We start from the raw sequence: 24,765 nt of genomic DNA, 5'->3' as shown, positions 1-24,765 counted from the left end.
GGCAAGAAAAAAGACACAGCCCGCGCCTGAATGTTCAGGAGCAGGTCATGCCTCATATCCTCTTCCTCCGCTGATCTGGTACCAGTCGGCTGGCTGCATCATGACGATTTCCTCTTAGTCTTTCAATTTTTGGCAGTATTTATTATAAAATCCCCCGTGTCAACCGTCAACAGATTTAACACAGGTTTAACATTTCTTTACGAAAAAGAAACGCATCCTTTTTGAGTATGCCATGGGCAAGAATTTTCTTGACTTTTTTTGCGGGACCGATATCATGGTATCCATACCATATATCCAAATGGAGGGGGATCTCAGGATGATCCAAGTCATTTTATGGGATATCGACGGCACACTGCTGGATTTCGGCTTGGCAGAGAAGGCGGCGATCCGGGCCTGCTTTATCCGCTTCGGCCTGGGGGAATGCCCTGACGATATGCTGGCCCGATACTCGTCTATCAACCAGAAATATTGGAATGCCCTGGAGCGGGGAGAGTTGACCAAGCCCCAGGTACTGTCCGGCCGCTTCCAGGAGTTTTTCCAGTCAGAGGGCATCGAGTTCTCCGATATCGAGGGGTTTAACCACGCCTATCAGATTCAGCTGGGAGAAACCGTGGTCTTTCGGGATCACGGCTATGAGCTGGTCAGGGACCTGAAGGGCCAGGTCAGGCAGTATGCCGTTACCAATGGCACTGCCGTCGCCCAGCAGCGGAAGCTGGACAAGTCAGGGCTCATCCGGCTGTTTGACGGGGTGTTCATCTCTGAGCAGGTAGGGGCCGAAAAGCCCAGCCCAGATTTTTTCCGGGCGGTATTTAACCATGTCGGCCCCATCGCCCCAGAGGAGGTCCTGATCGTGGGGGATTCTCTGACCAGCGATATTCAGGGGGGCAATAACGCCGGTATTCTGTGCTGCTGGTACGACCCAGAGGACCGCCCTCTGCCCCAGGGACTCACGGTCCACTACCACATCCAGGACTTGAACCAGGTGAGAGAGATCCTGACGTTGTCCCTGTAAAAAAGAGCCGCTCATGGACTCCCATGAGCGGTTCTTCTCTCTGGCTGTTGCGAAAAATCTTACTCGGCCTTCTGGCTCTCCAGATACTCGTCATAGGTGGTCTTCCGGTCGATGAGCTTTCCATCGGCAGTGAAGTCAAAGACTCGGTTACATACCGTTTGGATGAGCTGGTGGTCGTGGGAGGCTACGAGCACGTTGCATTTCACGGCCTCCAGTCCCTTGTTCAGGGCGGCGATGGACTCCAGGTCCAGGTGGTTGGTGGGCTGGTCCAGCAGGAGGACGTTGGCCCCAGAGAGCATCATCCGGGACAGCATACAGCGCACCTTCTCACCGCCGGAGAGGACCTTCACCGGCTTGTATACCTCGTCCCCGGAGAAGAGCATCCGGCCCAGGAAGCCCCGGAGGTACTGCTCCTGGGGATCGGGGGAGAACTGGCGCAGCCACTGGACCAGGTTGTCGTCGTTGTCCTGGAAGTAGGGGGTGTTATCCTTGGGGAAGTAGGAGAAAGTGGCGGTCTGTCCCCACTTCACGGTGCCCTCGTCTGGCTCCATTTCTCCGGCCAGGATCTTGAACAGGGCGGTGTGGGCGTTCTCGTTGTCGCCCACAAAGGCGATCTTGTCCCCGTGGCCTACGATGAAGGACACCTTGTCCAGCACCTTTACCCCGTCAATGGTCTTGGATACGTCGGTGACAAAGAGGATATCCTTGCCCACCTCTCGGTCGGGAGAGAAGGCCACCCAGGGATAACGGCGGGAAGAGGCAGGCATCTCCTCCACCGTCAGCTTATCCAGCAGCTTCCGTCGTGCGGTGGCCTGCTTGCTTTTGGACTTGTTGGCGGAGAAGCGGGAGATGAAGTCCTGCAGCTCCTTGATCTTCTCCTCGTTGCGCTTGTTTTGATTCTTAATCAGCTGCTGCACCAGCTGGGAGGACTCATACCAGAAGTCGTAGTTGCCCACATACATCTTAATCTTGTTATAGTCGATGTCCACGATGTGGGTACATACAGTGTTCAGGAAATGGCGGTCATGGGATACCACAATAACCGTGCCTTCAAAGTCTAGCAGGAAGTCTTCCAACCAGTTGACCGCGTCAATGTCCAGGTTGTTGGTGGGCTCGTCCATCATCAGCAGATCGGGATTACCAAACAGGGCCTGGGCCAGCAGCACCTTCACCTTCAGCCGGGGGTCCAGAGTGGCCATGTCGTTGTAGTGCAGCTCCGTACCGATACCCAGCCCCTGGAGGATGCGGCTGGCGTCTGATTCCGCCTCCCAGCCCCCCAGCTCGGCGTACTCCTCCTCCAACTGGCAGGCCAGCATACCGTCCTCGTCGGTCATCTCCTCTTTGGCGTAGAGGGCCTCCTTCTCCTTGCCGATGTCGTACAGTCGCTGGTTGCCCATGATTACGGTGTCCATTACGTTGTAGGCGTCATAAGCATTCTGGTCCTGCTTGAGGACAGACATACGGATATTGGGCAGGATATTTACTTCTCCGGATGTGGAGTCCAGTTCACCGGACAGAATCTTGAGAAAGGTAGACTTGCCAGCGCCGTTGGCCCCGATGATGCCATAACAGTTGCCCCGGAGGAATTGCAAGTCCACGTGAGAAAACAGCGGGGTGCCGCTGTAATTCAGGCTTAAATCGGTGACAGTGATCATGTCGTCTTCTGCTCCTTTTCCAAATCGTCAAAATTATCCGTATATCATCTTAACATATGCGCTCCAAAAAAGATAGCACCTTTTTGATCGAAATCGTAGGCTGATTGTGGGGACAACTGTGATACCTGACCGAAAAGGCCTAAAATGCTCTTTTGCCGCCGACGCACACTTTTTTCTCATTGGTCTACCAAATGTCTACCAAAAAAAGCGGGAAAGCGCTGGGAAACAGGGCTTTCCCGCTTTTCCATTTTCTGGGCGTCTACCAGATGTCTACCAAGGGCACTTTTTCTTTGAAAAAGCCCCCTTTTTTATTTGCTCTTAGCGGGTTTTCCTCACCTTTTTTGCTTTGCAAGGGGCGTTATACTCCGCTGGGCCGACTATTGGGCGAAAACTCCCCTGTTTTGAACGAAAAAAGCGCGAAAATTCAGGCGTTTTCCCCTAACAATGACCGCTGTAAAATAATGGCTCTCTACTCGAAACAGGTCGGAGGGCGGCCCCTGAACGTTGCCATGGAGCGCTCCACAGGGCCTCTGCTGACGGTCGGCACAGGAAGGGGCAGCTCTCCCGCCTGTTTCGGGTTCCGGGGCGAAAAGCGGTCAGTTGAGATATGGTCCGAAAGGCTGCACAGGTCCGAGGGCCAAAAAATTTAAGGAGGAATCCCGAATGAGAAACCTGAAGCGGGCCCTTAGCCTGGCTCTGGCTTCCGTCATGGTCATGGGCCTGATGGTAGTCGGCACCGGCGCGGCCTACGACGATGTGTCTTCCAAGCAGAATCAGGAAGCCATCGAAGTTCTCCAGGAAGTCGGTGTTATGACCGGCGACGAGAACGGCAACTTCAACCCCGACGCACTGGTCACCCGTAATGAGATGGCCGTGGTCATGTCCAACCTGATGGACTACCGCGTAGCCAACTACAAGGGCACCAGCCCCTTTACCGATGTCCCCGCATGGGCTGAACCCTATGTAGCCGCCTGCTACACCAACGGCATCACTTCCGGTGTCAGCGCCACCACCTACGGCGGTGACCAGTCTGTCACCACTGCCCAGGCCGCTCTGATGCTGATGAAGGCCCTGGGTTACTTCCAGTTCCAGTCCGACTTTGAGAATGACTGGCAGTTCTCCACCATCAAGCAGGCCAACAAGATCGACCTGTTCATCGATGTGGAGTCCGGCGTCATCGAGCCCATGACCCGCAACGACCTGGCTCAACTGGTGCTGAACACCCTGAAGGCCGGCACTGTTGAGGCCGACAACGACACCATCAAGGTCGACGCCGACGGCGTCAAGGTTGAGGCTGGTAAGGTCAGCTACAACTTCATCACCAGCGGCGAGTCCTATGCCGGCGCCATCAAGGGCCTGACCACCGCCGGCACTGTTGTCAACTCCGGCACCCGGATCGTGGAGCTGGGCGAGAAGCTGTATCAGGGCGATCTGAAGATGTACGAGGATCGCAGCGACGACTTCGGCCGTCCCGGCACCCGCTGGACCTACAAGACCACTACCATTGGCACCTACTCCGATACCCCCGCCGCCACCTACACCGCCAAGATGAGCAAGGACGACCTGTACGACCTGCTGGGCAAGGACGTGGTGGACGACTATCGTCTGGATCTGTTCGTTGACGGTGTGAAGGTGGCCGACGAGGTCGCCATCACCACCACCTACGCTCAGGCCAACTCCTCCTCCGCCTCCTGCCAGAGCGGCAAGGGCGTGCTGACCGAGGTGTATACGGACGCCGACAAGGAACTGGTCACCGTCACCGTGTCCAACACCTATCTGATGCAGGCCACCGGCGACTACAACGAGAGCAAGGGCACTGTGGCTGTCACCACTCTGACCACTCCCATTGGCGGTCTGACCAACAGCGTCAACTCCCTGGCTGACGACGATTTCGACTCCGTCAAGGATATGGCCGAGGACGACTACATCCTGTACACCTACGCTGGCGGCAAGGTTCAGTCCGCTGTGAAGGCTGAGGTCCTGACCGGCGAGGTCACCGCTTACTCCACCGCTACCAAGACCTATGGCGACGCCGGCGGCAACGTGACCATCGACGGCACCAAGCACGACTATGCCAAGTTTGCTGATGTCACTGCCGAGAATGGCTGTGCCACTGAGTTCTCCGTGGGCAACAACGCCGCCATCGTGCTGGATCAGTACGGCTACGCCCTGTATGTGGACGACGCCGCTCTGTCTATGGGCAACTACGTCTACATCGACGCCGTGGCCAAGGAGACCAACCTGTCCACCAAGATGATCGCTGACGCCTACTTCTCCGATGGCTCCAACGAGACCATCACCCTGAAGCCCGGCTCTACTCTGACCGACACCAGCCTGACCAATAACCGTGCTGATATCCATGATTGGTACTCCTACAGCAAGAACAGCAAGGGCGAGTACACTCTGACTGTTGCTGATACCACCGAAGTTGCCAATCTGCTGAACCCCAATGTTGAGGGCACTCATAAGGTGATCAAGAACAACAAGGTTGTTCTGTTCAACAACGAGGATAACAATGCTGGCGTGGCTGGCAACAGCAACACTGTGTTCATCGTAAAGGATAAGGACGATGAGATCACCGTGTACACTGGCATCGTCAATGTGCCTGATCTGACCATCGCAAATGCTGACGGCTATGCTGTGTATATGCGCGACAAGGACAACGGCAACAAGTCCGCTTCTCTGGTCTTCGTGGACGTGGGCGCTACCGGCCGTGTGAAGAGCACCACCGACAGCCTGCTGTACACCGTGAAGAAGGACACCACCTTCGTGGACAACAGCGACAACGAGAAGGTGGAGCGCTGGTTCGTGGTTCTGGACGGCGAGCTGACCAAGGTGGAGACCAAGGAGCAGTGGACCAAGGGCAAGCTGTACGAGGATTACTCCATCGACGCTGACGGCTACTATGAGACCGGTTCCGCTTTTGACACTCCCGATGATTCCGATAAGGATACTGTTACCCTGAACGGCAAGATCACCCAGAGCGGCGACACTCTGACCATTGCCGGTTCCTCCGCTGAGAGCTATGGCACTTCCTATGTGATTGGCAGCGACAGCAAGATCACCCTGATCATGATGCCCACTAACAAGGGCGACCGCTACCCCCTGTCCGGCGAGGTCATGAACGACAACAACGCCGACTATCAGGTGGAGCAGAACATCGCTGCCAAGACCTTGGCCAACACCTTCAAGGATCGCAACCTGACCGGTACTGCCTATGTCATCTATGATGACAAGAACGACAGCGATCTGGCTGCCCGGATTTATGTGGTCGTGACTGCCTGCACCAAGGTAGACGGCACCACCGTGACTCCTCCCACCGGCCCCAGCAACTACACCGCCAAGGCTGAGATCACCGGCGTCGGTGAGATTACTGTCAAGGCTCAGAATGGGACCTCTGCTCTGGAGGTTCAGAATGTCGCCATCCAGATGCTGCAGAAGGACGGCTATTCCGACATCAGCGTCAATAAGACTGGCGATTTGACCGCTACCAAGAATGGAGTACAGCAGACCTTTGCTATCACCGTAAAGTATGCTTACAAGCTGACCGTGGCTACCACTAAGGCACCCGGTGCTGTAACCTTTGAGCCCACTGCGGTCTATGCCGCTGAGGGTGACAAGATTACCGTTTCTGCTACCAATGTGAACAGCACTTGGAACAGCGCCCGTACCTGGACTGACAATGCGAGCAAGGTGACCTGCGGCACTGCCACCGGCACCGGCAAGGTTCAGAGCTTTGAGATTACCGTAAGTGCTGGCCTTTCCGGAGATGCGACTCTGGACCTGCAGTGGACTGACTAAGTGGTTTGATCATCAAATCGTTTTCATGCCACAAAGCAATCGTCCCCGTTCCGAATTTTCGGAGCGGGGGCTTCTAATTTATCCAATGGCCAGATAGTGATAGGTGGTATCCGCTGAATTGCAGGATACCCCGGCGTACTCCCCTATTCTGGTTTCGTACACCGTAAAGCCCGTATCCGTCACCTCCACACCGGGGTAATACTCATAGGGGGAGGAAATTGACCGGCGATATCGGTGGCTGGCAGAATGGCCGGGGAGGGCCAGACCGCCGAACATATAGCCGGAGGAATTGGGGCTGTACATCAGGCCGCTCTGGGTCATGGTCAGGACCGCCTTGGGAGCAAAGCCCAGGGGGATGGTCTGGCTGGCCGCTCCATTCCCCTGATAGGTCCCGGTGACAATTTTGGGGATGGCGGAGCGAAGCTCCGCCCGCTCCTGGGCCGCCTGGGCCATGGCGCTGTCCAGCTTGGCGTTGTCCTGGTTGAACTCCGCACGGAGCACCTTGTCCTCCGCCTCCCATTGGTTGAGGTGGTAGTGTTGTGTCTTGTTCGTTGACATGGTAGTTCCTCCTTTAATTAAAGTTATTGTTTTGGCTCTCTTTTTTTGGAGGGGCTGTCAGCCATGGGCTTCCACCGAAGTGCCCTCTACCCGACACAAAAAAACGCCCCGGAGTGGGACGGCTGCATACATTTTTTGGAAATCATAGGGCAATTTTGTCCAAAACAAGGCCCGCCGGTCCCATGGACCGGCGGGCCTTGTTTGATTCACTCACAGGTTCAGCCTTTGAGACTCTCCGCCCAGACGGAGTATTTGGACACCTTTTCGTCGCACTCAGCCTGGGTCTGTCCATTGGCCAGGATATAGACCTTGACCTTGGGTTCGGTGCCGGAGGGTCGGACAATCAGGCTGGTCCCGTCGGTCATCTCATAGCGCAGGACATTGGAGCCGGACAGCTCCATAAAGGATTTGGAACCATCGGCCACAGCGACTACGGAGCCATCCTGGTAGTCCTTCTGCTCCTTTACCGCCACACCGGCAATCTCCACCGGGGGCTGGGAGCGCAAGGACGCCATGAGCGCGGCCATCTTCTTTAGCCCGTCCAATCCAGGCATGACCAGATTCAGGGTCTTTTCCCCGTAGCAGCCGTACTTTTGATAGAGCGCCTGGAGGGCATCGTAGAGCGTCATGCCCTGAGAGGCGTACCAGGCAGCCATCTCGGTGAGCTCCACACTGGCGGACACAGCGTCCTTGTCCCGCACATAGTCACCCAGCATATAACCGTAGGACTCCTCGTAGGACATGATGACGCTGCCCTGGCCGCTTTCCTCCAGCTGGTCCTTCTTCTGGGCCAGGAACTTGAAGCCAGTGAAGGTGTCATAGCACTGAAGGCCGTTGACCTCGGCCACCTTACGGGCCATCTCGGTGGTGACGATGGTTTTCAGAGCTACGGGCTTGTCCGGCATCCTGCCTGTGCGGCGCTTGGCTCCGATCAGGTAGTCAAGCAGCAGTACGCCGGTCTGGTTGCCGGAAATGACCTTAAAGTTGCCGTCCCCGGTCCTGACCATGATGCCCACCCGGTCCGCGTCCGGGTCGGAGCCCAGGATAAAGTCCGCCCCATGCCGCTTCGCCAGCTCCACCGCCAGGGCAAAGCCCTCTGGGTTTTCCGGGTTGGGGGAGACCACGGTGGGGAAGTTCCCGTCCACCACCATCTGCTCCGGAACGCAGATGACGTGCTTCATGCCCAGACGGCGCAGGGCCTCGGGAATCAGTTGGTAGCCGGTGCCGTGGAAGGGGGTATACACCATTTTAAAGGTGTCCGCCACCTGCTCCACCACGGCTTTGTCATTGACCTGCTCCATGACGTTGGCCAGGAATTTCTCGTCGGTCTCCGCCCCCATGAGGACGATTTGGCCGCTGGCTACGGCCTGGTCGTAATCCATGGTTTTTACACAGGCAAACACGTCCAGCTCCTTCATCTTTTTGGCCACCTCGTCGGCGTGCCTGGGAGGGAGCTGGGCCCCATCCTCCCAGTAAACCTTATAGCCGTTATACTCCTTGGGGTTATGGCTGGCGGTGACATTGATACCGGCGATGCAGCCATACTCCCGAACGGCAAAGGAAAGCTCCGGCGTGGGGCGGAGCGCCTGGAACAGACGGACAGGGACGCCGTTGGCGGCCATGACACAGGCGGCCTCTTTGGCAAAAATATCAGAATTGTTCCGGCAGTCAAAGCAGATCGCCACCCCCCGGGCGGCAGCTTGGGGCCCCTCCTCCAGAATCACCTGGGCAAAGGCCTGGGTGGCGTGGCGGATGACATGGACGTTCATCCGGTACAGTCCCACCCCCATGGTGCCCCGCAGGCCGGCGGTGCCAAAGGAGAGCTGATCGAAGAAACGGGATTCGATCTCCTTGGGGTCGTTCTGGATGGACTCCAGCTCCGCCTTCTCCGCGGCGGAGAGGGCAGGGCTGTGGAGCCACTCCTGGTATCTATCTTGATAGGACATAGAAAAATCCTCCTCTGGTGGTAAGATCAGGTTTCGCCCACAGTATAACACAGAAAAAGGGAAATTTCCAGCCGCATTTGGGGGAAAACACCTCTAATCAGAGAGCAGGGCGGCCATATCCCCTGGCATCGGGCGGGAGAAGGACAGAAGGCGGCCAGTCAGGGGGTGAAGGAAGGAGAGCTCCGCCGAATGAAGGGCCGGGCGAGAGATCAGCGTCCGGTCTTCCCTCCCATACAGGAAGTCCCCGGTAAGGGGGTGGCCGAGATAGGCCATGTGGACCCGAATCTGGTGGGTTCGGCCGGTATCCAGCTCCAGACGGAGGAGGGAGCGGCCACTGTGGGCGGACAGCACTCGATAGCGCGTGCGGGCCGGCTTGCCGTCTGGGCGGACCATCTGCTCCACCAGAGACCCGTCCTTCGGCCCCAGAGGGGCGCTGATGAGGCCGGAGGGGGGCTCCGGCCTGCCTTCACAGACCGCCAGATAGGTCCGTCGGAATCCCTCTGTGTGGAGTTGGCGTTTCAGAATCTCCTGGGCATGAGGGTGTTTGGCCGCCACCAGCAGGCCGGAGGTGCCACGGTCCAGCCGATGGACCGGGTGAAAGTCCGCAGAATCTCCCTCCAAATCGTAATGCCAGAGCAAAAAATTACCCAGAGTATCATTATAATGCCCCGGACCGGGATGGACGGGGACACCGGGGGCCTTATTCACTACTATCAGGTCTTCATCCTCGTAGACGAGGTCCAAGGGGCCGGGGGCCGGGACAATGCCGCTGCGCCGCTCCAGGTCATCCAGCCGGACGGAGAGAAGCTGGCCCACCTGGGGGCGGGCATCAGTTTGAACCCGCTGTCCATCCAGAAGAATGCCGTCCGGCCACCACTTAATCCGGCGGACCACCGTGCCCGACAGTCCCAGCCGCTTTTTTAAAATAGTGTCCACTTTGCTCCCCTCCAGCTCCGGGGAAATGGACAACTCCAACCGGCGGCTCACAGCTTTTTGGTCCAGCGGTTCACATTGACCATGTAGAACACACAGTGGAGGGTGATGACGACCGCCACTAGAGCGGTGGGAAATCCGCTGCCCAGCACCAACGTAAGAAAAAATACCGCCCACAGAAGATATAACGTCCAGTACCAGCTGGAATAGGCCGCCTTTTCCCGGATGGATACGTTGCGTTCGTCACGCTCCGCTCGCTCAATCTCCTTCCGCTCCTCCGGGGTCCAGGTCCGGTCAAAGTGGGCCATGAGGAGCCGGCTGCCGGAGAGACCGCCCAAAGCTCCGGCCAGGCCAAAGCACAGCCCACTGATAGGGGCCGTGAGGCGGTCCCCCAAAATAACCGCCGCTACGCCAAGTCCAACGGCGATCCCCAGACCGATCCCAGGGAAAAAATTTTTTGGTGGAAATTTTTTCATGGCTCATCCTCCTCAAACAAAAAGACTTCCTCGATGGTCAACCCAAAGTATTTGGAAATGCGGTGGGCCAGGAGAAGCGAGGCATTGTACCGGCCGTTCTCCAGGGAAATAATGGTCTGACGGGTGACGTCCACCTCGTCCGCCAGCTCCGCCTGAGAGATACGGCGCTCCTTCCGAAGCTCCGCGATGCGATTGGTCACCCAGACACCTCCTTTCGAGATGTAAAGCGCACTTTACAACAAGAAGTATAGCACACTTAACATTTTGTGTCAAGCTGACTTTACTATTTAGAAAAAATTTTCATTTTTGCTCCTGCATGGACGGGAAGATACAACTTTTGGGGCGGGAGGGCAGAGGGTGAGGAGGGATAGGGTGGCAAAGAAAAAGCTCCCTGGGAGGGAGGATATTTTAGAACGGATGTGGAAGCTGGCTAACGCCAGGGTGGAGGACGCGGTACGGCTGGCCTGCTGGCCGGAGGAGGAGCCGGGGCGGCTGGAGAAGTTGGAGCTGGACGGGCTCACCGAATTTAAGCGGGGGGCGAATGGGGTCATTGAGCTGAAGTTTACCGACCGGGCCAGATTGCTGGAGCTGCTGCTGGACGCGGCGGAACACAGCGGTCAGGAACAGGTGGATCGGTTCCTCCAGGCTATGGAGGGGCAGGAGTGAGAGAGCTGGTATTTTCCCCAAAACAACGGCGGGTGCTGACCTGGTGGCGGCCAGGATCTCCGGACCGGGACAGGCAAGCTATTCTTTGCGACGGGGCAGTACGAAGCGGCAAGACACTGTGTACTGGCCTGTCCTTTTTTTGCTGGGCCATGGTGTCCTTTCACCGGAAGAACTTTGCCCTGTGTGGCAAGACCATCCAGTCCATAGGCCGCAATCTGCTGGAGGAACTGCTGCCTCTGCTGGATGATATGGGATTCCGGTGCGAGAAAAGGACGTCCAAAAACCTGCTCACCGTCCGACTGGGGGGACGGGTCAACACCTTTTATCTGTTTGGAGGGCGAGACGAGGGTTCAGCGGCTTTGATCCAGGGGATTACGCTGGCGGGAGCCCTGCTAGATGAGGTGGCGCTCATGCCTCGGTCCTTTGTGGAGCAGGCTGTGGCCCGGTGCTCGGTGGCGGGCAGCAGACTGTGGTTCTCCTGCAACCCGGAGTCTCCAGCCCACTGGTTTTATCAGGAGTGGGTACGAAAGGCGGAGGAGAAGAAAGTCCTGCGCCTCCCTTTTTCTATGGAGGACAATCCTGGGCTGACCCCTGAGGTACGTGAGAGATACCGTACCATGTTTCAGGGGACCTTTTACCGGCGGTTCGTTCTGGGAGAGTGGGTAGCCGCCGAAGGGCTGGTCTACGACTTTCTGGACGAGAGCTTTTGGAAAGAGGCCCCGGAGAACGGATTGGAGCGGTGGCACATCTCTGTGGACTATGGTACGGCCAACCCCACCTCCATGGGGTTGTGGGGACAGCGAGATGGAGTCTGGTATCGGGTAAAGGAGTATTACTACAACTCAAGAGAGGAACACCGGCAAAAGACCGACGAGGAGTACGCCGACGACCTAACGGCTCTGGCGGGTGGACGGTCCATCCAGGGAGTAGTGGTAGACCCGGCTGCGGCCAGCTTCCTGGAAACTCTGCGCCGCAGGGGATGGCGGGTGCTGCCGGCTGACAACCGGGTCCTATCAGGTATTCGTCTTACTGCCAGGCTGCTAAAGGCCGGAAAGCTGGTCGTCTGCGCGGGATGCACGGCCGCCATCCGGGAGTTTTCCCTTTACCACTGGGACCCGGACTGCCAGGGGCGGGACCAGGTAAAAAAGGAGCACGACCACGCTATGGACGAAATCCGGTATTTCGCTGCCACGGTAGCCGCCCGAGAGGAGAGACGAGGCGGTCTCTACGCCGGAGTGGTAGAGCGGAGCGGGTTTTAAAGACATAGTTCTCCCTTATTTTTGCGGCGGGAGATCAGACCCTGATTACCAATAGAGGCTGGTACTCTCAGATAATCCATAGAAAGGAGCAAACAGCATGAAATGGTGGGAACGAAAGCGGCGGGAGCCTCCCGCCCCGGTGGTCCAGGTACGTCAGGGAAAGGGACAGCCCTTCGGGGCGCTGGACCGTTATGTGCCCCTGAGCTCCGGTGAGGTGGAGCTGTACCGGGCGATCCGGGAGGGGGTCCCCCTAGTGGACGCCGCCATCTGGAAGCTGGTACGGCTGTGTGGCGGGACGACTCCCCGGTGTGGAGACGGCAGGGCTCAGGCGGGTCTGGATTGCTTTTGGCGAACTGTGGACACGGGCTGGGGGCAGCGGGGCGTCCAATCCTTCTTGGACCGGTATCTGGACGACCTGTTCACCTGCGGCCACGGTCTGGGGGAGATGGTGCTGTCCGGCGACGGCAGGGATATCGCCGCCCTGCTCTGCGCCGATCCAGAGCAGGTAGAGGCGCGGCTGGGGGACAGCCCCATGGACTTCCTCCTGTGCCGAAGAGAGGCGGGGGCAGTCCGGGAGCTGCCGTGGCAGGAGCTGCTCCTGTTTACACCATTCCAGCCCACAGGAGACGCCCCCTGCGGGGTATCCCTGCTGCGCTCCATGCCCTTTCTGGCAGGCATCCTGCTGAAGATTTTTCAGGCCACCGGCCAGAACTGGGAGCGGGCAGGTAACCTCCGCTTTGCGGTGGTATGCAGGCCGGGTCAGGGCGAGGAGCCCTTTGCCCAGGAGCGGTGCGGCCAGATCGTCCAGGAGTGGTCCTCCGCCATGGCCGCCGGCCGGGAGGGTCAGGTGCGTGACTTTGTAGCGGTGGGGGACGTGGACATCAAGGTCATCGGGGCGGACAGTCCGGTGCTGGACAGCCAAGTACCCGTGCGGCAGATTCTGGAACAATTAGTGGCCCGGACAGGCATCCCGCCCTTCATGCTGGGCCTGTCCTGGTCGGCCACGGAGCGGATGAGCGCCCAGCAGGCCGACCTGCTGACCAGTGAGATCACAGCCATCCGCCGGACGGTGGAGCCGGCCCTGCTCCGTGTGGCGGAGCTGTGGCTGCAGCTCCACGGCTTTGACGACCGGGTGGAGCTGGAGTGGGAGGACATCGACCTGCAGGATATGGTGGAAGAAGCTCGGGCCGAGCTGTACCGGGCCCAAGCGGACAAGTTGAGGGAGGAAATGGCATGAAGATCATAAAAGAGAGCCAGGGGGGGCAGGAAACAGAGGTGAGTCCGGAGGACCTGGCCCTGATCAACCAGCTGGCCCGCAAAGAGCTGAAGGCGGAGGAAGTGTACACCTTTTCCGTTCGACTGTGTGACGACCAGGTGGACCGGGACTTTGAGCGGTTTTCTCCACAGACTTTGGAGGAGCTGGCCGGACTGTTTGTGGGCAAGAGCGGAATTTTTGACCACCAGTGGTCCGCCCGGGGGCAGTCGGCCCGGATCTATAAGACGGAGGTGATCCGGGAGCCGGAAAAAATCACTCTGGCCGGGGACGGTTACTGCTGGCTGAAGGGCTACGCCTACATGGTGCGGACCGAGAGCGGCCGGGACCTGATCGCGGAGATCGAAGGGGGGATCAAGCGGGAGGTCAGCGTGGGCTGCGCCGTGGAGCGGGCGGTGTGTTCCATCTGCGGCGGGGACCTGCGGACTGGGGACTGCGGCCACCGGAAGGGCCAGGAATACGGCGGAAGGCTTTGTTTCGCCAGTCTGGAAGGGGCGAGCGACGCCTATGAGTTTTCCTTCGTAGCGGTACCCGCCCAGCCCCTGGCCGGGGTGGTCAAAGGGGCGGGGCGGCATACCAGCCTGAAGGAGCTGGTCCGTCAGGCCCCCGGCTGTGCCCTGGAGCTGGAGCGGCTGGAGGAGGAGGCTGAAACAGGGCGGCGCTATCTCTCCCGGCTACGGGAGGAGGTAGTCCGGCTTGGCATGCTAGCCCAGATAGGACTGGACCGGGACACCTTAAAAGGTGTGGCGGCCAAGCTGTCCTGGGAGGAGTTGCTGGCGATGGAAGATGGCTGCCGTCGCCGGGCGGCGGAGCGGTATCCGCTGCTCCCCCAGCTCCAATATCAGCAGGACCAGGCCCCGGAGCGGGACAGGGACAGGGCGTTTTTGATTTGAGGACAGCGGCGGGGGATTTGCCCCGCCCTGCCAAATAAACAGAGGAGGACATGAGGATGAGCAAATTTTCCTTTGAAGAGATGGGAGCGGTGACGGTCAGCTTTGCCGCCGACACCGGCGTGAAGGGCGGCCAGGTGGTCAAGGTGACAGAGGATGGCACAGTTGGTCCCTGCGCGGATGGGGACGCCTTCTGCGGCGTGGCTCTGGAGCCCAGAAATGGGGCGGCGGCCGTCCAGGTGAAGGGCTTTACAAAAGTGTCCCGCACTGGGCAGATGAACCTGGGCTGGGTGGAGCTGGTGGCGGACGGGCAGGGAGGCGTAAAGGCGGCCGAAGCCCCTTCGGTGACTGTGGAAAGCGGAGCGGTCACACTGCCCTCCCCCGCCGGGGTCAGGGCCCTGGTGGTCAGCACGGCAGAGGACGGCACTGCTGTCCTCTGCCTGTAATTTGGAAAGGAGCGTGTGAGCATGGCGTTTTGTTACGATAATCTGAAGCTGGACAAGGGGATGTATCAGGAGGCGGGCAGTACCTTCACCCAGGTGCTAGAGCGCCAGGACCCCAGCGACCAGTACAAGGGAACCAGCCTGGAGGGGCTGGACGCTTTCCAGCGGCAGCTCAAGCGGTTTGATATCCGGGTAAAGGGAGCTGGCAGCGACGTAGTGGAAAAGTTTTTCCGAACCGCCGATTCCGCCGTCCTCTTTCCAGAGTACATCGCCCGGTCGGTCCGGCAGGGTATGGAGGAGAGCGACATTCTCCCCCACATCACTGCCGCCGTGACCCGTTTTGACGGCATGGACTACCGCTCCATCACTGCGGAGGCGGGAGGGGACAGTAAGGAGCTGCGCCACGTGGAGGAGGGCGCCTCCATCCCCGCCACCACAGTGCAGGTCCAGTCCAACCTGGTCCGGCTCCACAAGAGAGGACGGATGCTGGTAGCCAGCTATGAGGCGGTGCGCTATCAAAAGTTGGACCTGTTCTCGGTCACTCTGCGTCAGATGGGGGCCCACATCGCCCGGACACTGTTGGCCGACGGCGTGGAAGTGCTTATCCATGGGGACGGCAACGACAATGGGGCCGAGGCGGACCAGGTTAAGTCAACCGGCACTCTGACGTATGAGGACCTGGTGGACTTCTGGGCCAAATTTGACCCCTATGAGATGAACGCCCTGTTAGTGTCCGGGGATGTTATGGTCAAGCTGCTCAAGCTGACGGAGTTCCAGAACCCTCTTACCGGCCTGAATTTCCAGGGGACGGGCAAGCTGACCACCCCCCTGGGCGCCCAGCTGCTGCGTACCTCGGTCCTGCCTAGCGGCACCGCTATCGGGCTGGACAAGCGATTTGCCCTGGAGATGGTCCAGGGGAGCGACGTAATGGTGGAGTATGACAAGCTTATCGACCGGCAGCTAGAGCGGGCCGCCATCACCACGATCTGCGGCTTCGCCAAGATCTTCCAGGGAGCCAGCCGGGTACTGGAGGTGTGACATGACGGAGGAGATCATGGCTCTGTGCCGAGCCATGGGAGCCACCGAGGACCAGGAGGGGCTGTTGCTCCCCTTGGCTCAGGCCAGTGCGCAGGCTTTGGAGCGGCGGCTGAAGCCGGGGACCTCCCCCGGCTTGTGTGGTCCCGCCTTCCCTCTGGCTGCCGCCATGCTGGCTATGGATGGGCTGGAGCGGGCCGTGGGAAGCGGCCGAGTGTCCTCCTTCACCGCCGGAGAAGTGTCCATCCGTATGGGGGAACGGCCGGAGAGGGCGGCCTGACCGCTACGGCGGAACGGCTGCTGGCCCCCTGGCTGGGAGAGACCGGCTTTGCCTTTCGGGGGGTGCGGGGATGATGGAGCGGGAGTGGCGCTCCCTTCTGGCCATGTACGGCCAGGAGGTGACACTGCGCTTGGAAGGGATGGAGGACCGGCCTCTGCGGGCTTTCCTCCAGCCAGTGCTGGACCAGGAGAGGGAGCAACGCCTCCCTTCTCCCCTGGGCCAGCGTCCGGAGGACCGGTATCTATATCTAGGACCTGCCGACATCCCGCTGGAGGCAGGGCGGAGCCAAGTGGAGTGGAAGGACCGGGCCTTTGAGGTGCAGTCGGCCCATCTGGTGGGGGACAGCCACTGGTGGGCCCTGCTGCGGCCCAGGGACAGGGAGGCAACATGAGCGGAGGACTGGAAAACATCCGGGAACAGATGGTGGATTACCTGAAAGAGCGGGGAGTTCAGGCGTTCGCCGCCTGGCCCGCCGGGGAGCGCCCAGTTCAAGAAGGAGCACTGGTCGTGGTGTCCCTCCGGGGATGTCAGGCCGGTCCCGCCGGCTTTCAGCACTACCTGGGAGAGCGGTATGACGAGAGGAGCGGCCTGTGGCAGGAGCTGTACGGCCGAAAGGCCGCCCTGACATTTGGACTGGACTTGTACGCCCCTCGGGGACAGGGGGATGTGGGCATTCAGACGGCCTTTGACCAGGTGGTCCAGGCTTTCGCACAGGGCGCTCCCCAGGGGCTGGCCGTTCAGGAGGTGGCCTGCGGAGAGACAGTCTACGACGGCCAGGCCAAGCGGATGAAGCGGCCCGCCCAGGTGGTATGCCAGGCCTATCTCTACGCCGCGGCCCAGCCCGGAGGGCTCTTTACCGACTTTGAACTGAGAGGTGGAATCAAACCATGAGCATAACAGTACATGAGCGTCCGGGGGTCTACTCCTCCTACGATGCCTCATCCCTGGTCAGCGGCCGGGGAAGCGGACGGCTGGTGGGACTGGCGGCAGTCAATACCGTAGCCGCTCCCGGAGAGACGCATATTATCACCAGCTATGACAGGGCGGTGGCCGCCTTTGGCTCGGAAGGGGCGGAGGGCATGGCGGAGCTGATTCGGCTAGCCCTGAAAAACGGAGCCTCCGGTGTGGCCGCTGTGGCGACAGCGGACGAGGCGGGCTATAAGGCCGCCTTCGCGCAGCTGTCAGAGGTGGAGGATATCGCCATAGTCCTCTGTGACAGCACCGACACAGAGATACAGAAGCTGCTGCTGGACAGCGTGAAAGCGGCCTCGGCGGACCGCCGGGAGCGCCTTGCCCTGTTGGCTGGAGCCAAGGGGGAGAGTGTGGACGACCTGATCGACCGAGCAAAGGGACTGAACTCGGAGCGGGCGGTCCTGGTGGCCCCCGGTGGATTGGACCAGGAGGGAGAGGACATTTCCGGGCTGACCGTGGCGGCGGCGGTGGCTGGAGCCCTGGCGGGGGAATCGGATCCGGCAGTCCCTCTGGGCGGAGCGGAACTGCTTGGACTGTACGGCCTGGAGGGCCGCTATGGAGAAAAGGACCTGGACCGGCTTATCCTGGGGGGCGTTACCCCGGTAGAGCAGGTAGGCGGCACAGTCAGCGTGGTACGGGGTGTGACCACCCGGACTGCCACCGGGGCTGCGGCGGACCCCACCTGGCGGGACCTGGCCACCATTCGGGTGGTGGACGACGTGATCCCATCCCTGCGCCAAGCGCTGGCGGCCAAGTTTCGAAGAGCCAAAAACACACCCCAGAGCCGCGGCGCGATCCGAGCCCAGGTAGTGCTGGAGTTGGAGCAAAAGCTGTCCAGGGAGATTATCACTGGCTATGAGGATGTGGCGGTGAGCGCTGACCCTGAGGAGCCCACCCGATGCCTAGTGGACTTCTCCTTTACAGTGGCCCACGGTCTCAACCAAATCTGGCTGACCGCCCACATCACGGTATAATGGCCCCGCTGAAAAAAGACTGAGGCACAAGAGCGAGAAGGGGGTATTGATATGAGTATCGCTGGCTTTCCCACCAGCAGTGACATCTATCTGGAAGTGGATGGCACCCGGGTTGCGGTAGTCCAGAGTTACACCGCACGGGCTACCAAATCCAGCACCGCCGTGGAGGCCTTTGGGGAGTCGGAGCCGGTGGCCACCGTCCCCGGACAAGCCACCCACGTAGTAGAGCTGACTCGGTTGTACGCCACGGACGAGGCCGTCCGGGACGGCATTGACTTTTACAAGCTGTCCGGTTTCTCCCTGGTGATCTGTAAGCCGGATAAAAAAATCATCTACTCCGACTGCCAGTGGAGCGCCATTCAGGAGAGCGCCACTCTAGGCTCCATGGTGTTGGAGAAGGTAACCCTGGTAGCCTCCCGGCGCATCGAAACGGGGGTATAGGGGTGGACAGTTCTATTTTGGCACGGCAGGACCGCGTCCACCTAGATAACGGAATGGATTTGCGGCTATTGTCCGCTCTGGAGGTGCTCCAGGCCAGACGGGAGGCCGGGGAGCTGGCCTGTGAGGACCGGGAGCGGGCCCTGTGCTCCAACGCCTGCCTGCTGGCCAGGGCCCTGGAGCGGACAGAGAACCACACCCCCGTCTTTCCAGATGGGCAGAGCGTGTTGGCCGGACTGACGGTGGAGGAAATTGGGGCGCTGGCCGCCCGGTGGGCCCAGCTGCGCCGCCGATCCGATCCTGGACTGGATGTGAGCCAAACGGAGTTGGAGGAACTAAAAAAAAACTTCGCGGGGCCCCCGCTGAACGGCTCCGATGGCGGGTGCTGAAGGAATTTCACGCCCTGCCCACCGAGGAGCGGGCCAGGGAGATGAAGGGAAGGGACTATCTCTGGTGCCTAGTCCATACTCTGCTGGACCGGGAGGATGAGCTGGAGCGTTTTTGCCCAGAGTGCAGGAGCCGGGGAGCGGAGGAGCGCTGCCCTGTGTGCGGCCGGCCGGCCTCCAGTTGGGCGGAGGGGAGCGTAAACATCTCCTTTGACATGGAGAAATTTGAACAGGGAGCTGGGAAGCCATGACCGACTATTTGGAAGAAGGGCCCGGCCAAGGGGAGGCGCTGCTCCAAGCGCTGGAGGCGATGGTCCTGTGGATCCCGGTCCCGGACGGCCGGACGGCGGAGGCGGATGGGGGCACCTCCCTCCCTGCCACGGATCTTTGTATACAGGGCAGTTTCGTTTCCCCGGCGGATCGGCGGGAGCTGGGCCAGGAAGGTACCCCAGGGGCTTCCACCGGGGCGGAGGCCCCGCTCATCAGAGGGGGAAGGGAGGATGGGGAGGAAGCCCTCCCGCTGCTCTCCGTCCTCCTGGAGCGGGAACGGGCAGCGGCGGCCCTGAATGAAATCAGAACCGCCCAGGAGGCTTCCGGTATGCGCCGGTCCGGAGGAGGCCTAGAAGCTGGGCCTATCCCGCTCCACAGGCCATTTTCCCAAGTTGGCGGGCTGGGAATGGGCCCAGACAGCCGAAGACCGGAGCCGGACTGGGCGAGAGAGGCGGAGAGTTCCTCCGGGCCGTCCATTCGGCAGATGGACCAGGCCTTTCGCCGGGACAGCCGCCGCTATGACGGGGGCTTTTTCCTCTATTGAGCGGGCAGTCAGGCCCGCCGCCACAGAAGGAGGTATGCAGAATGGACCTGTCACCCATGCGTTACAAGAGCTACACCTGGCCCCACAACCCCAGGGTGTACTCCATCGACTATGAGAGAAAGATGGCCGTTCACAAGACACCCTTCGGCCTGTTCCGCCTCCAGGACCTGGGGCGGACCAACCGGATCATGGAGGGGGAGGGGGAATTTGTGGGCCCGGACGCATACAGCCAGTTTGGGCAGTTGGCCAATATGTTCTACAACGGCGGTCCGGGACTGCTGATCCACCCGCTGTGGCAGGCGGCCAACGCCTATTTCGTGTCTTTGCGGCTGGAACAAGAGCCCCGGCCTGACTTTGTGCGCTATTCTTTCACCTTTTGGGAGGACGACAGTTGGTACACCGGCCTGGCGGTCCGGCAGAACCAGGGCGGAGCGGGCGGCCAGACCGCCCAGGAGTGGGAGCCGTCCGCCGTCTACCACCGGGTGGTGTCGGGGGACACCCTGTGGGCGCTGGCGGGACAGTACGGCCTGTCCCTGGACGAGCTGGTAGCCCTCAATCCCCAGATTAAAAACCCGAATCTTATCCGGGTGGGCGAGGAGGTTCGAGTGCGGTGAGAGGCTATGTGACAGACTGGCGGGGCAGGGAGTGGCTGCTGCCCTATCCCACTCAGTGGGAGCTGGAGTATACTGCCGGGGTGCCCTGTGACAGCTTTACTTTTCGCTGTCCTTGGGAGATGGGGGGAGAGACCGCCCCTGGAGACTGGGTCCGCTTTTCCGCCCGGTACCAGGGAAAAGATATGTTCAACGGAGTGGTGGACGAGTGCCAGGTCACGCTGGACCAGGGAGGCTGCCAGCTGGAGATCAGCGGCCGGGGGCTGGCGGCCCTGCTGCTGGACAACGAGGCCATTGGGCAGGACTACGGCACCGCCACCCTGGCGGACATCCTCCGGGACCATGTGACGCCCTACGGCATCCAGACCGCTCCAGGGGCGGCGCTGCCCGCTGTAACCCGCTTCTCCGTGGCCACAGGAAGCAGTGAGTGGTCGGTGGTCTATGATTTCGCCCGCTATTACGGCGGCGTATGTCCCCGGTTTGACCGCCTGGGCCGTCTGGTCCTGTCTGGCTGGCAGGACAGCCAGGAGCGGCTCGTAGAGGATGGAACTCCGGTAACCACTCTGGTCCGCCGGGACCGGCGGTATGGGGTTCTATCCCGAGTGCTGGTCCGGGACCGGTGGTCCGGGGCGGTACAGCGGGTGGATAACGGGGATTTTCTGTCCCAGGGAGGCAGTGCTCGGAGAGTGCTGACTATGCCAGGCCGGAGCAACTATAAAACGATGCGGTACAACGGCCAGTTTCAGCTGGACCGGTCCGCCTCGGAACAGGAGCGGGTGGAACTGACCATCGCCCAGCCCTTCTGCGCCTGGCCTGGAGACCTGGTCTCCATCCGGCGGAGCAAGTGGGACTGGAACGGGCGATACCGGGTACTCCAGTCTGCCACAGGGATGGGTATGGAGGGCGCATGGACCAGGCTGGAACTGGCGCTCCCGGATTTTGTGGTCTGAGGTGATGGAATATGTGGACATCGGAGCGGGGCCGCCTGCCCCAGAGCCAGGAGCCGGCGGCAGAGGTAGGCGTAGTCACGCTGGGAGGAGACCCTGCCGCCGTGGAGTTAGGGGGAGAGCGGCGGTGGCTGCCGGTCTGCGCCCCAGGCGGCTATTCCTGGCAGCCCGGCGCCGGGGACAAGGTGCTGGTACTCAAGGCGGGCGTGGAACGGGAGAGCCCCTATATCCTGGGAAAGATCCAGGAGAATGTTGAGGAGGCGGGACCGATCCGTCTGTTCGGCCCAGGCAGCGCCCTTGGGCTGGACCAGGGCAGAGTGGAGCTGGAGGGGACGGTCTATCTCAACGGCCAGACTCTGGAGGCATATATCCAAAAAATTGTGGCCGAGATGCTGGGGTGAGGAGGAAGATATGGAACGAAAGCTGATTGAGGGGGACTATGTGCCCGACGGGGCGGGAGGACTGACCACCCTCACCGGCAGCGAGGAGGTACTGGCCCGGGCGTTGTACAGGCTCACCGCCCGGCGGGGCGGGCTGCCCTTTCTGCCTGAGCTGGGCAGCCGGCTCTACCAGGTGCCGCGGGAGAAGCCATCGGTCCGGCAGTCCTTGGCTGCCCGGTATGTGGCCCAGGCCTTAGAAGGAGAGCGGGAATTGAAGGTCAAAGACGTAGCCCTGGCACAGACAGGAGACAGAGCGGAGCTTCGGGTACAATTGGAATGGCAGGGTCAGCCGCTCTCCCTGGACCTGGAGCTGTCCCCCCGTGAAGCGATGGAGGTGACATGGTGAAGACTGTGGAGGAGATCTATCAGGAGATGCTCTCCGCCTATGGAGAGAAGACAGGGGTGGCCCCGGCAGAGGGGTGTGATCTGTCCGCCCGCCTGTATGCCTGCGCCGCTCAGGTCTTTTCCCTTTATGTCCAGGCTGGCTGGGTGGCACGGCAGGCTTTTCCCCAGACGGCGGAGGGGGAGTATCTGGACCGCCACGCCCAGCTCCGGGGGCTGGAGCGGAAGGAGCCGGTGGCGGCGCGGGGTGTAGTCCGTTTTGCTGGCGAAATTTCAGAGAATACGGACCGGCCCATTCCAGCGGGGACGGTCTGTATGACAGCCGGCCTGATCCGCTTTGAAACGATCGAGGATGGTCTGCTAGCCGCTGGACAGGCCCACGTGGATGTTCCGGTCCAGGCTCTGGTCCCCGGCATTTCTGGGAATGTGGCAGCAGGAACCATCCTGTCCATGGCGGTAGCGCCCGCTGGAATATCCGCCTGCTCCAACCCGTCGCCTTGCCAAGGGGGAGTGGACCGGGAGGGGGATGAGCAGCTGCGTCAGCGGGTGCTGGATACTTTCCAGCGGCTGCCCAACGGGGCCAACGCCGCCTTTTATCAGCAGGGGGCCCTGTCCTTTGACCCGGTGGCGGCGGCAGTGGTAGTGCCCAAGCCCAGGGGAACAGGGACGCTGGATGTGGTGGTGGCTACCCACCAGGGGCTTCCAGACCGGGACCTGTTGGATGAATTGGCCAAGTATTTTCAGCGCCGCCGAGAGATTGCTGTGGAGGTCCAGGTGCGGGCGCCCCAGACACAGGCTGTCCAGGTGGCCGTCCAGGTGGCGCCCCACTCCGAATACCGGGCGGAGCAGGTGTTGGAGGAAGTAGAAGATGCGGTCCGGGGCTGGTTTACCGGACAGCGCCTGGGGCATGATGTATTGCTGGCCCAGTTGGGCAGCCTGATCTACGGCTGTGATGGCGTGGCAAACTACGCCATCCTCTCCCCCACCGCTGACGTGGAGGTGGAGCAGGATGTGCTGCCCGTTCTGGATACCCTAACTGTGGAGGAGATGCCATGAGCCACAGCCAATACCTTCGAGATCTGCTGCGTCCCCTGGGAATCTATGACCTAGAGGCACCCTTCAACGGCGGTGAGCTGGATGCCCAGGGGGAGGCTCTGGACAGGGCTATGGCCGCCCTGGAGGAGATCCAGCGGGAGAGCAGCCTGACCACGGCAGAGAGCTGGGGACTGGAACAGGTGGCCCGGCTGTTTCTCCGGCGGCCAGTAGCCACCCAGCCCCGCCCGTTGGCAGATGCCTTGGCTGCACTGCTGCGCATCGGCGGGGACAGCTTTACCCTCGAGGCGATCAACGACACCATCCTGGGCTGCGGCATCCCCGCCAAAGTGGAGGAGCTGGGGGCCGCCGCGGTGGCGGTGTCCTTCCCCGGAGTGGCGGGAGAGCCCCCTGGCTTCGGGGAGCTGAAGCGGATCATTGAGGACATCCTTCCCCCTCACCTAGATATTCAGTACCACTTCTGGTATTTAACCTGGGCGGAGTTGGAGGATAAGTTCTCCTGTTGGCGGGATATCGAGGACCGGGACCTGACCTGGTCTGGTCTGGAGACTTGTGTAATATAGAAAAGGGGCCCAACTCCTGGGAGTTGGGCCCCTTTTCTATATTCATCGGACTCGGTTTTTCAGCGGTTCTCCCGCCAGATAGCGCCGTAGGTTATCCTGGGCCATCTGGATACAAACGCGGCGGGTCAACTCCAGACGCATCCCTCCGGCCACATGGGGGGTGATGATTAGATTAGGAATATCCCACAGTGGGCTGTCGGTGGGAAGGGGTTCGGGCTCGGTCACGTCCAGGGCAGCACCCCATAGCCTGCCTCCCTTCATGGTCCGAGCCAGGGCCTCCTGGTCCAGCACAGAGCCCCGCCCGCTGCTGATGAGAATAGCGTCCTCCTTCATCAGGGACAGGCGGCCCTCATCCATAAGCCCGACAGTCTGGGCGCTGTGGGGCAGGACCAGCACCACCACGTCCGCCTGGGGCAGCAGGTCGTCCAAGTGGTCGATGGAAAATACCTCATCAAATCCGGCAATGGGGCCGTTCACTGTACGCTTCAAGCCGATGGTATGAGCCCCCAGCCCCCGGCACATCGCGGCGTAGGTAGCGCCGATGTTTCCAGCCCCTACCACCAGGACGTTGGCGCCAAAGATGGTCTTCATAGCCCCGTGGTCCTCCCAGCGGTGGTCCCTCTGGGCGTCCCGGTAGGTGGGCAGGCGGCGGCAGAGGGCCAGGGTGAAGGAAAGGATATGCTCGGCCACCGACTGGCGGTTGGAGCCGCTGGAGGAGGTGAAGATGACTCCGGAGAGCAGGATGCCCTCCCCCTCGTACTCGTCGGTGCCGGCCCACATGGTCTGGAACCATTTGAGGCGGGCCGCCCCCTTTATGTCCCTGGGCCTGGGCCAGCCCAGGATAACGGTAGCCTGGGCAATCTGCTCCGAGGTGAGCGTCCTTCGGCCAGCATAGACATGAACGGCATCTGGTGCGATGGCCTCAAACTCCGCCTTTTCTGCCTCTGTAACCGGAAGGAGGTTTAGGATATATTCAGACATAGTATTCTCTCCTTAGA

Annotated in this window: 29 protein-coding genes; 22 read left to right on the top strand and 7 right to left on the bottom strand. The window is 60.6% G+C overall.

Annotated features, from left to right (window positions below):
* The first annotated feature begins 316 nt into the window (after positions 1-316).
* Entirely contained in the window at positions 317-1,012 is a 696-nt protein-coding gene (locus H8S11_RS08825) for a YjjG family noncanonical pyrimidine nucleotidase (protein ID WP_147572377.1), read from the top strand.
* Positions 1,013-1,071: 59 nt separating this feature from the next.
* On the opposite strand, the gene H8S11_RS08820 is transcribed toward H8S11_RS08825, so the two are convergent.
* Positions 1,072-2,667 carry an ABC-F family ATP-binding cassette domain-containing protein gene (locus H8S11_RS08820; RefSeq protein WP_147572376.1) on the bottom strand — a complete coding sequence of 532 codons (1,596 nt, stop codon included), beginning with the start codon at positions 2,665-2,667 and terminating at the stop codon, positions 1,072-1,074.
* Between the two features lie 663 nt (positions 2,668-3,330).
* On the opposite strand from H8S11_RS08820, the gene H8S11_RS08815 reads away from it, so the two are divergent.
* Positions 3,331-6,468, top strand: a complete 3,138-nt coding sequence (locus H8S11_RS08815) for an S-layer homology domain-containing protein (RefSeq protein ID WP_186852876.1) — start codon at positions 3,331-3,333, stop codon at positions 6,466-6,468.
* Between the two features lie 78 nt (positions 6,469-6,546).
* Here H8S11_RS08815 and H8S11_RS08810 read toward each other — a convergent pair whose 3' ends face one another.
* The 5 genes from H8S11_RS08810 to H8S11_RS08790 all read right to left on the bottom strand — a co-directional run bounded on the left by H8S11_RS08810 (position 6,547) and on the right by H8S11_RS08790 (position 10,581).
* On the bottom strand, positions 6,547-7,026 hold the full coding sequence (locus H8S11_RS08810) for a hypothetical protein (protein WP_186852875.1): 480 nt from the start codon (positions 7,024-7,026) through the stop codon (positions 6,547-6,549).
* Between the two features lie 218 nt (positions 7,027-7,244).
* Positions 7,245-8,972 (bottom strand): phospho-sugar mutase, encoded by a 1,728-nt coding sequence (locus tag H8S11_RS08805; protein WP_147572338.1) that lies wholly within the window; start codon positions 8,970-8,972, stop codon positions 7,245-7,247.
* A gap of 93 nt (positions 8,973-9,065) precedes the next feature.
* Positions 9,066-9,908: an RluA family pseudouridine synthase gene (locus tag H8S11_RS08800; RefSeq protein WP_366461012.1), complete on the bottom strand. Its 843-nt coding sequence runs from the start codon at positions 9,906-9,908 to the stop codon at positions 9,066-9,068.
* Between the two features lie 47 nt (positions 9,909-9,955).
* Positions 9,956-10,381: a hypothetical protein gene (locus H8S11_RS08795; protein WP_147572339.1), complete on the bottom strand. Its 426-nt coding sequence runs from the start codon at positions 10,379-10,381 to the stop codon at positions 9,956-9,958.
* Complete coding sequence (locus tag H8S11_RS08790) at positions 10,378-10,581, bottom strand: helix-turn-helix transcriptional regulator (protein WP_147572340.1); 204 nt, start codon at positions 10,579-10,581, stop codon at positions 10,378-10,380. The genes H8S11_RS08795 and H8S11_RS08790 overlap by 4 nt, the downstream gene beginning before the upstream one ends.
* 172 nt (positions 10,582-10,753) lie before the next feature.
* Here H8S11_RS08790 and H8S11_RS08785 point away from each other — a divergent pair, with 172 nt between their 5' ends.
* The 20 genes from H8S11_RS08785 (at position 10,754) to H8S11_RS08690 (ending at position 23,767) form a co-directional block, all read left to right on the top strand.
* Positions 10,754-11,047 carry an XRE family transcriptional regulator gene (locus H8S11_RS08785; protein WP_147572341.1) on the top strand — a complete coding sequence of 98 codons (294 nt, stop codon included), beginning with the start codon at positions 10,754-10,756 and terminating at the stop codon, positions 11,045-11,047.
* A complete protein-coding gene (locus H8S11_RS08780; RefSeq protein ID WP_186852874.1) occupies positions 11,044-12,306 on the top strand; it encodes a PBSX family phage terminase large subunit in 1,263 nt (420 codons plus the stop codon). The genes H8S11_RS08785 and H8S11_RS08780 overlap by 4 nt, the downstream gene beginning before the upstream one ends.
* A 97-nt stretch (positions 12,307-12,403) precedes the next feature.
* Entirely contained in the window at positions 12,404-13,543 is a 1,140-nt protein-coding gene (locus H8S11_RS08775) for a serine/threonine protein phosphatase (RefSeq protein WP_186852873.1), read from the top strand.
* Entirely contained in the window at positions 13,540-14,472 is a 933-nt protein-coding gene (locus H8S11_RS08770) for a hypothetical protein (protein WP_186852872.1), read from the top strand. Before H8S11_RS08775 ends, H8S11_RS08770 begins: the two co-directional genes overlap by 4 nt.
* Before the next feature lie 56 nt (positions 14,473-14,528).
* Positions 14,529-14,915 (top strand): hypothetical protein, encoded by a 387-nt coding sequence (locus H8S11_RS08765; RefSeq protein WP_186852871.1) that lies wholly within the window; start codon positions 14,529-14,531, stop codon positions 14,913-14,915.
* A 21-nt stretch (positions 14,916-14,936) separates the two neighbouring features.
* Positions 14,937-15,950, top strand: coding sequence for a phage major capsid protein (locus H8S11_RS08760; protein ID WP_186852870.1), 1,014 nt, complete (start codon positions 14,937-14,939; stop codon positions 15,948-15,950).
* 1 nt (position 15,951) lies between these two features.
* Positions 15,952-16,227, top strand: a complete 276-nt coding sequence (locus H8S11_RS08755; RefSeq protein WP_186852869.1) for a hypothetical protein — start codon at positions 15,952-15,954, stop codon at positions 16,225-16,227.
* A 70-nt stretch (positions 16,228-16,297) separates the two neighbouring features.
* Positions 16,298-16,618: a hypothetical protein gene (locus tag H8S11_RS08750; RefSeq protein WP_243201003.1), complete on the top strand. Its 321-nt coding sequence runs from the start codon at positions 16,298-16,300 to the stop codon at positions 16,616-16,618.
* Positions 16,615-17,118 (top strand): hypothetical protein, encoded by a 504-nt coding sequence (locus H8S11_RS08745; RefSeq protein ID WP_186852868.1) that lies wholly within the window; start codon positions 16,615-16,617, stop codon positions 17,116-17,118. Before H8S11_RS08750 ends, H8S11_RS08745 begins: the two co-directional genes overlap by 4 nt.
* Positions 17,115-18,173 carry a phage tail sheath subtilisin-like domain-containing protein gene (locus H8S11_RS08740; protein WP_186852867.1) on the top strand — a complete coding sequence of 353 codons (1,059 nt, stop codon included), beginning with the start codon at positions 17,115-17,117 and terminating at the stop codon, positions 18,171-18,173. The genes H8S11_RS08745 and H8S11_RS08740 overlap by 4 nt, the downstream gene beginning before the upstream one ends.
* Before the next feature lie 51 nt (positions 18,174-18,224).
* Positions 18,225-18,614 carry a hypothetical protein gene (locus tag H8S11_RS08735; RefSeq protein WP_147572349.1) on the top strand — a complete coding sequence of 130 codons (390 nt, stop codon included), beginning with the start codon at positions 18,225-18,227 and terminating at the stop codon, positions 18,612-18,614.
* Positions 18,615-18,667: 53 nt separating this feature from the next.
* Entirely contained in the window at positions 18,668-19,000 is a 333-nt protein-coding gene (locus tag H8S11_RS08730; protein ID WP_207721964.1) for a hypothetical protein, read from the top strand.
* Positions 18,994-19,248: an anaerobic ribonucleoside-triphosphate reductase gene (locus tag H8S11_RS08725; protein ID WP_240286547.1), complete on the top strand. Its 255-nt coding sequence runs from the start codon at positions 18,994-18,996 to the stop codon at positions 19,246-19,248. The genes H8S11_RS08730 and H8S11_RS08725 overlap by 7 nt, the downstream gene beginning before the upstream one ends.
* A complete protein-coding gene (locus H8S11_RS08720; RefSeq protein ID WP_147572351.1) occupies positions 19,245-19,811 on the top strand; it encodes a hypothetical protein in 567 nt (188 codons plus the stop codon). Before H8S11_RS08725 ends, H8S11_RS08720 begins: the two co-directional genes overlap by 4 nt.
* A 41-nt stretch (positions 19,812-19,852) precedes the next feature.
* Complete coding sequence (locus H8S11_RS08715; protein ID WP_240286545.1) at positions 19,853-20,425, top strand: LysM peptidoglycan-binding domain-containing protein; 573 nt, start codon at positions 19,853-19,855, stop codon at positions 20,423-20,425.
* Complete coding sequence (locus tag H8S11_RS08710; RefSeq protein WP_147572352.1) at positions 20,422-21,372, top strand: hypothetical protein; 951 nt, start codon at positions 20,422-20,424, stop codon at positions 21,370-21,372. The genes H8S11_RS08715 and H8S11_RS08710 overlap by 4 nt, the downstream gene beginning before the upstream one ends.
* Positions 21,373-21,383: 11 nt before the next feature.
* The gene (locus tag H8S11_RS08705; RefSeq protein ID WP_147572353.1) at positions 21,384-21,770 is read left to right on the top strand and encodes a hypothetical protein; all 387 of its coding nucleotides are present in this window, start codon (positions 21,384-21,386) and stop codon (positions 21,768-21,770) included.
* Between the two features lie 10 nt (positions 21,771-21,780).
* A complete protein-coding gene (locus tag H8S11_RS08700) occupies positions 21,781-22,155 on the top strand; it encodes a hypothetical protein (protein ID WP_186852866.1) in 375 nt (124 codons plus the stop codon).
* Entirely contained in the window at positions 22,149-23,207 is a 1,059-nt protein-coding gene (locus H8S11_RS08695) for a baseplate J/gp47 family protein (RefSeq protein ID WP_207721963.1), read from the top strand. The genes H8S11_RS08700 and H8S11_RS08695 overlap by 7 nt, the downstream gene beginning before the upstream one ends.
* The gene (locus tag H8S11_RS08690; protein WP_147572355.1) at positions 23,204-23,767 is read left to right on the top strand and encodes a DUF2313 domain-containing protein; all 564 of its coding nucleotides are present in this window, start codon (positions 23,204-23,206) and stop codon (positions 23,765-23,767) included. The genes H8S11_RS08695 and H8S11_RS08690 overlap by 4 nt, the downstream gene beginning before the upstream one ends.
* Before the next feature lie 42 nt (positions 23,768-23,809).
* Here H8S11_RS08690 and H8S11_RS08685 read toward each other — a convergent pair whose 3' ends face one another.
* Positions 23,810-24,748, bottom strand: a complete 939-nt coding sequence (locus H8S11_RS08685; RefSeq protein ID WP_186852865.1) for a D-2-hydroxyacid dehydrogenase — start codon at positions 24,746-24,748, stop codon at positions 23,810-23,812.
* Positions 24,749-24,765 lie beyond the last annotated feature (17 nt).

Source organism: Flintibacter hominis (assembly GCF_014287965.1).
In the GTDB taxonomy this organism is placed as follows: Bacteria; Bacillota; Clostridia; order Oscillospirales; family Oscillospiraceae; genus Lawsonibacter; species Lawsonibacter aceti.
Note: the sequence above shows the minus strand (reverse complement) of the source record. Positions and strands in the feature narration are given on the sequence as shown.

What these genes read in the sequence shown, in the direction of transcription:
- H8S11_RS08745 (WP_186852868.1), top strand. Translation starts at nt 16,615, where the DNA reads ATGAGCGGAGGACTGGAAAACATCCGGGAACAGATGGTGGATTACCTG.
- H8S11_RS08795 (WP_147572339.1), bottom strand. Translation starts at nt 10,381, where the DNA reads ATGAAAAAATTTCCACCAAAAAATTTTTTCCCTGGGATCGGTCTGGGG.
- H8S11_RS08755 (WP_186852869.1), top strand. Translation starts at nt 15,952, where the DNA reads ATGACGGAGGAGATCATGGCTCTGTGCCGAGCCATGGGAGCCACCGAG.
- H8S11_RS08735 (WP_147572349.1), top strand. Translation starts at nt 18,225, where the DNA reads ATGAGTATCGCTGGCTTTCCCACCAGCAGTGACATCTATCTGGAAGTG.
- H8S11_RS08765 (WP_186852871.1), top strand. Translation starts at nt 14,529, where the DNA reads ATGAGCAAATTTTCCTTTGAAGAGATGGGAGCGGTGACGGTCAGCTTT.
- H8S11_RS08705 (WP_147572353.1), top strand. Translation starts at nt 21,384, where the DNA reads ATGTGGACATCGGAGCGGGGCCGCCTGCCCCAGAGCCAGGAGCCGGCG.
- H8S11_RS08815 (WP_186852876.1), top strand. Translation starts at nt 3,331, where the DNA reads ATGAGAAACCTGAAGCGGGCCCTTAGCCTGGCTCTGGCTTCCGTCATG.
- H8S11_RS08685 (WP_186852865.1), bottom strand. Translation starts at nt 24,748, where the DNA reads ATGTCTGAATATATCCTAAACCTCCTTCCGGTTACAGAGGCAGAAAAG.
- H8S11_RS08700 (WP_186852866.1), top strand. Translation starts at nt 21,781, where the DNA reads ATGGAACGAAAGCTGATTGAGGGGGACTATGTGCCCGACGGGGCGGGA.
- H8S11_RS08740 (WP_186852867.1), top strand. Translation starts at nt 17,115, where the DNA reads ATGAGCATAACAGTACATGAGCGTCCGGGGGTCTACTCCTCCTACGAT.
- H8S11_RS08690 (WP_147572355.1), top strand. Translation starts at nt 23,204, where the DNA reads ATGAGCCACAGCCAATACCTTCGAGATCTGCTGCGTCCCCTGGGAATC.
- H8S11_RS08825 (WP_147572377.1), top strand. Translation starts at nt 317, where the DNA reads ATGATCCAAGTCATTTTATGGGATATCGACGGCACACTGCTGGATTTC.
- H8S11_RS08760 (WP_186852870.1), top strand. Translation starts at nt 14,937, where the DNA reads ATGGCGTTTTGTTACGATAATCTGAAGCTGGACAAGGGGATGTATCAG.
- H8S11_RS08820 (WP_147572376.1), bottom strand. Translation starts at nt 2,667, where the DNA reads ATGATCACTGTCACCGATTTAAGCCTGAATTACAGCGGCACCCCGCTG.
- H8S11_RS08750 (WP_243201003.1), top strand. Translation starts at nt 16,298, where the DNA reads ATGATGGAGCGGGAGTGGCGCTCCCTTCTGGCCATGTACGGCCAGGAG.
- H8S11_RS08695 (WP_207721963.1), top strand. Translation starts at nt 22,149, where the DNA reads ATGGTGAAGACTGTGGAGGAGATCTATCAGGAGATGCTCTCCGCCTAT.
- H8S11_RS08810 (WP_186852875.1), bottom strand. Translation starts at nt 7,026, where the DNA reads ATGTCAACGAACAAGACACAACACTACCACCTCAACCAATGGGAGGCG.
- H8S11_RS08775 (WP_186852873.1), top strand. Translation starts at nt 12,404, where the DNA reads ATGAAATGGTGGGAACGAAAGCGGCGGGAGCCTCCCGCCCCGGTGGTC.
- H8S11_RS08720 (WP_147572351.1), top strand. Translation starts at nt 19,245, where the DNA reads ATGACCGACTATTTGGAAGAAGGGCCCGGCCAAGGGGAGGCGCTGCTC.
- H8S11_RS08730 (WP_207721964.1), top strand. Translation starts at nt 18,668, where the DNA reads ATGGATTTGCGGCTATTGTCCGCTCTGGAGGTGCTCCAGGCCAGACGG.
- H8S11_RS08770 (WP_186852872.1), top strand. Translation starts at nt 13,540, where the DNA reads ATGAAGATCATAAAAGAGAGCCAGGGGGGGCAGGAAACAGAGGTGAGT.
- H8S11_RS08805 (WP_147572338.1), bottom strand. Translation starts at nt 8,972, where the DNA reads ATGTCCTATCAAGATAGATACCAGGAGTGGCTCCACAGCCCTGCCCTC.
- H8S11_RS08715 (WP_240286545.1), top strand. Translation starts at nt 19,853, where the DNA reads ATGGACCTGTCACCCATGCGTTACAAGAGCTACACCTGGCCCCACAAC.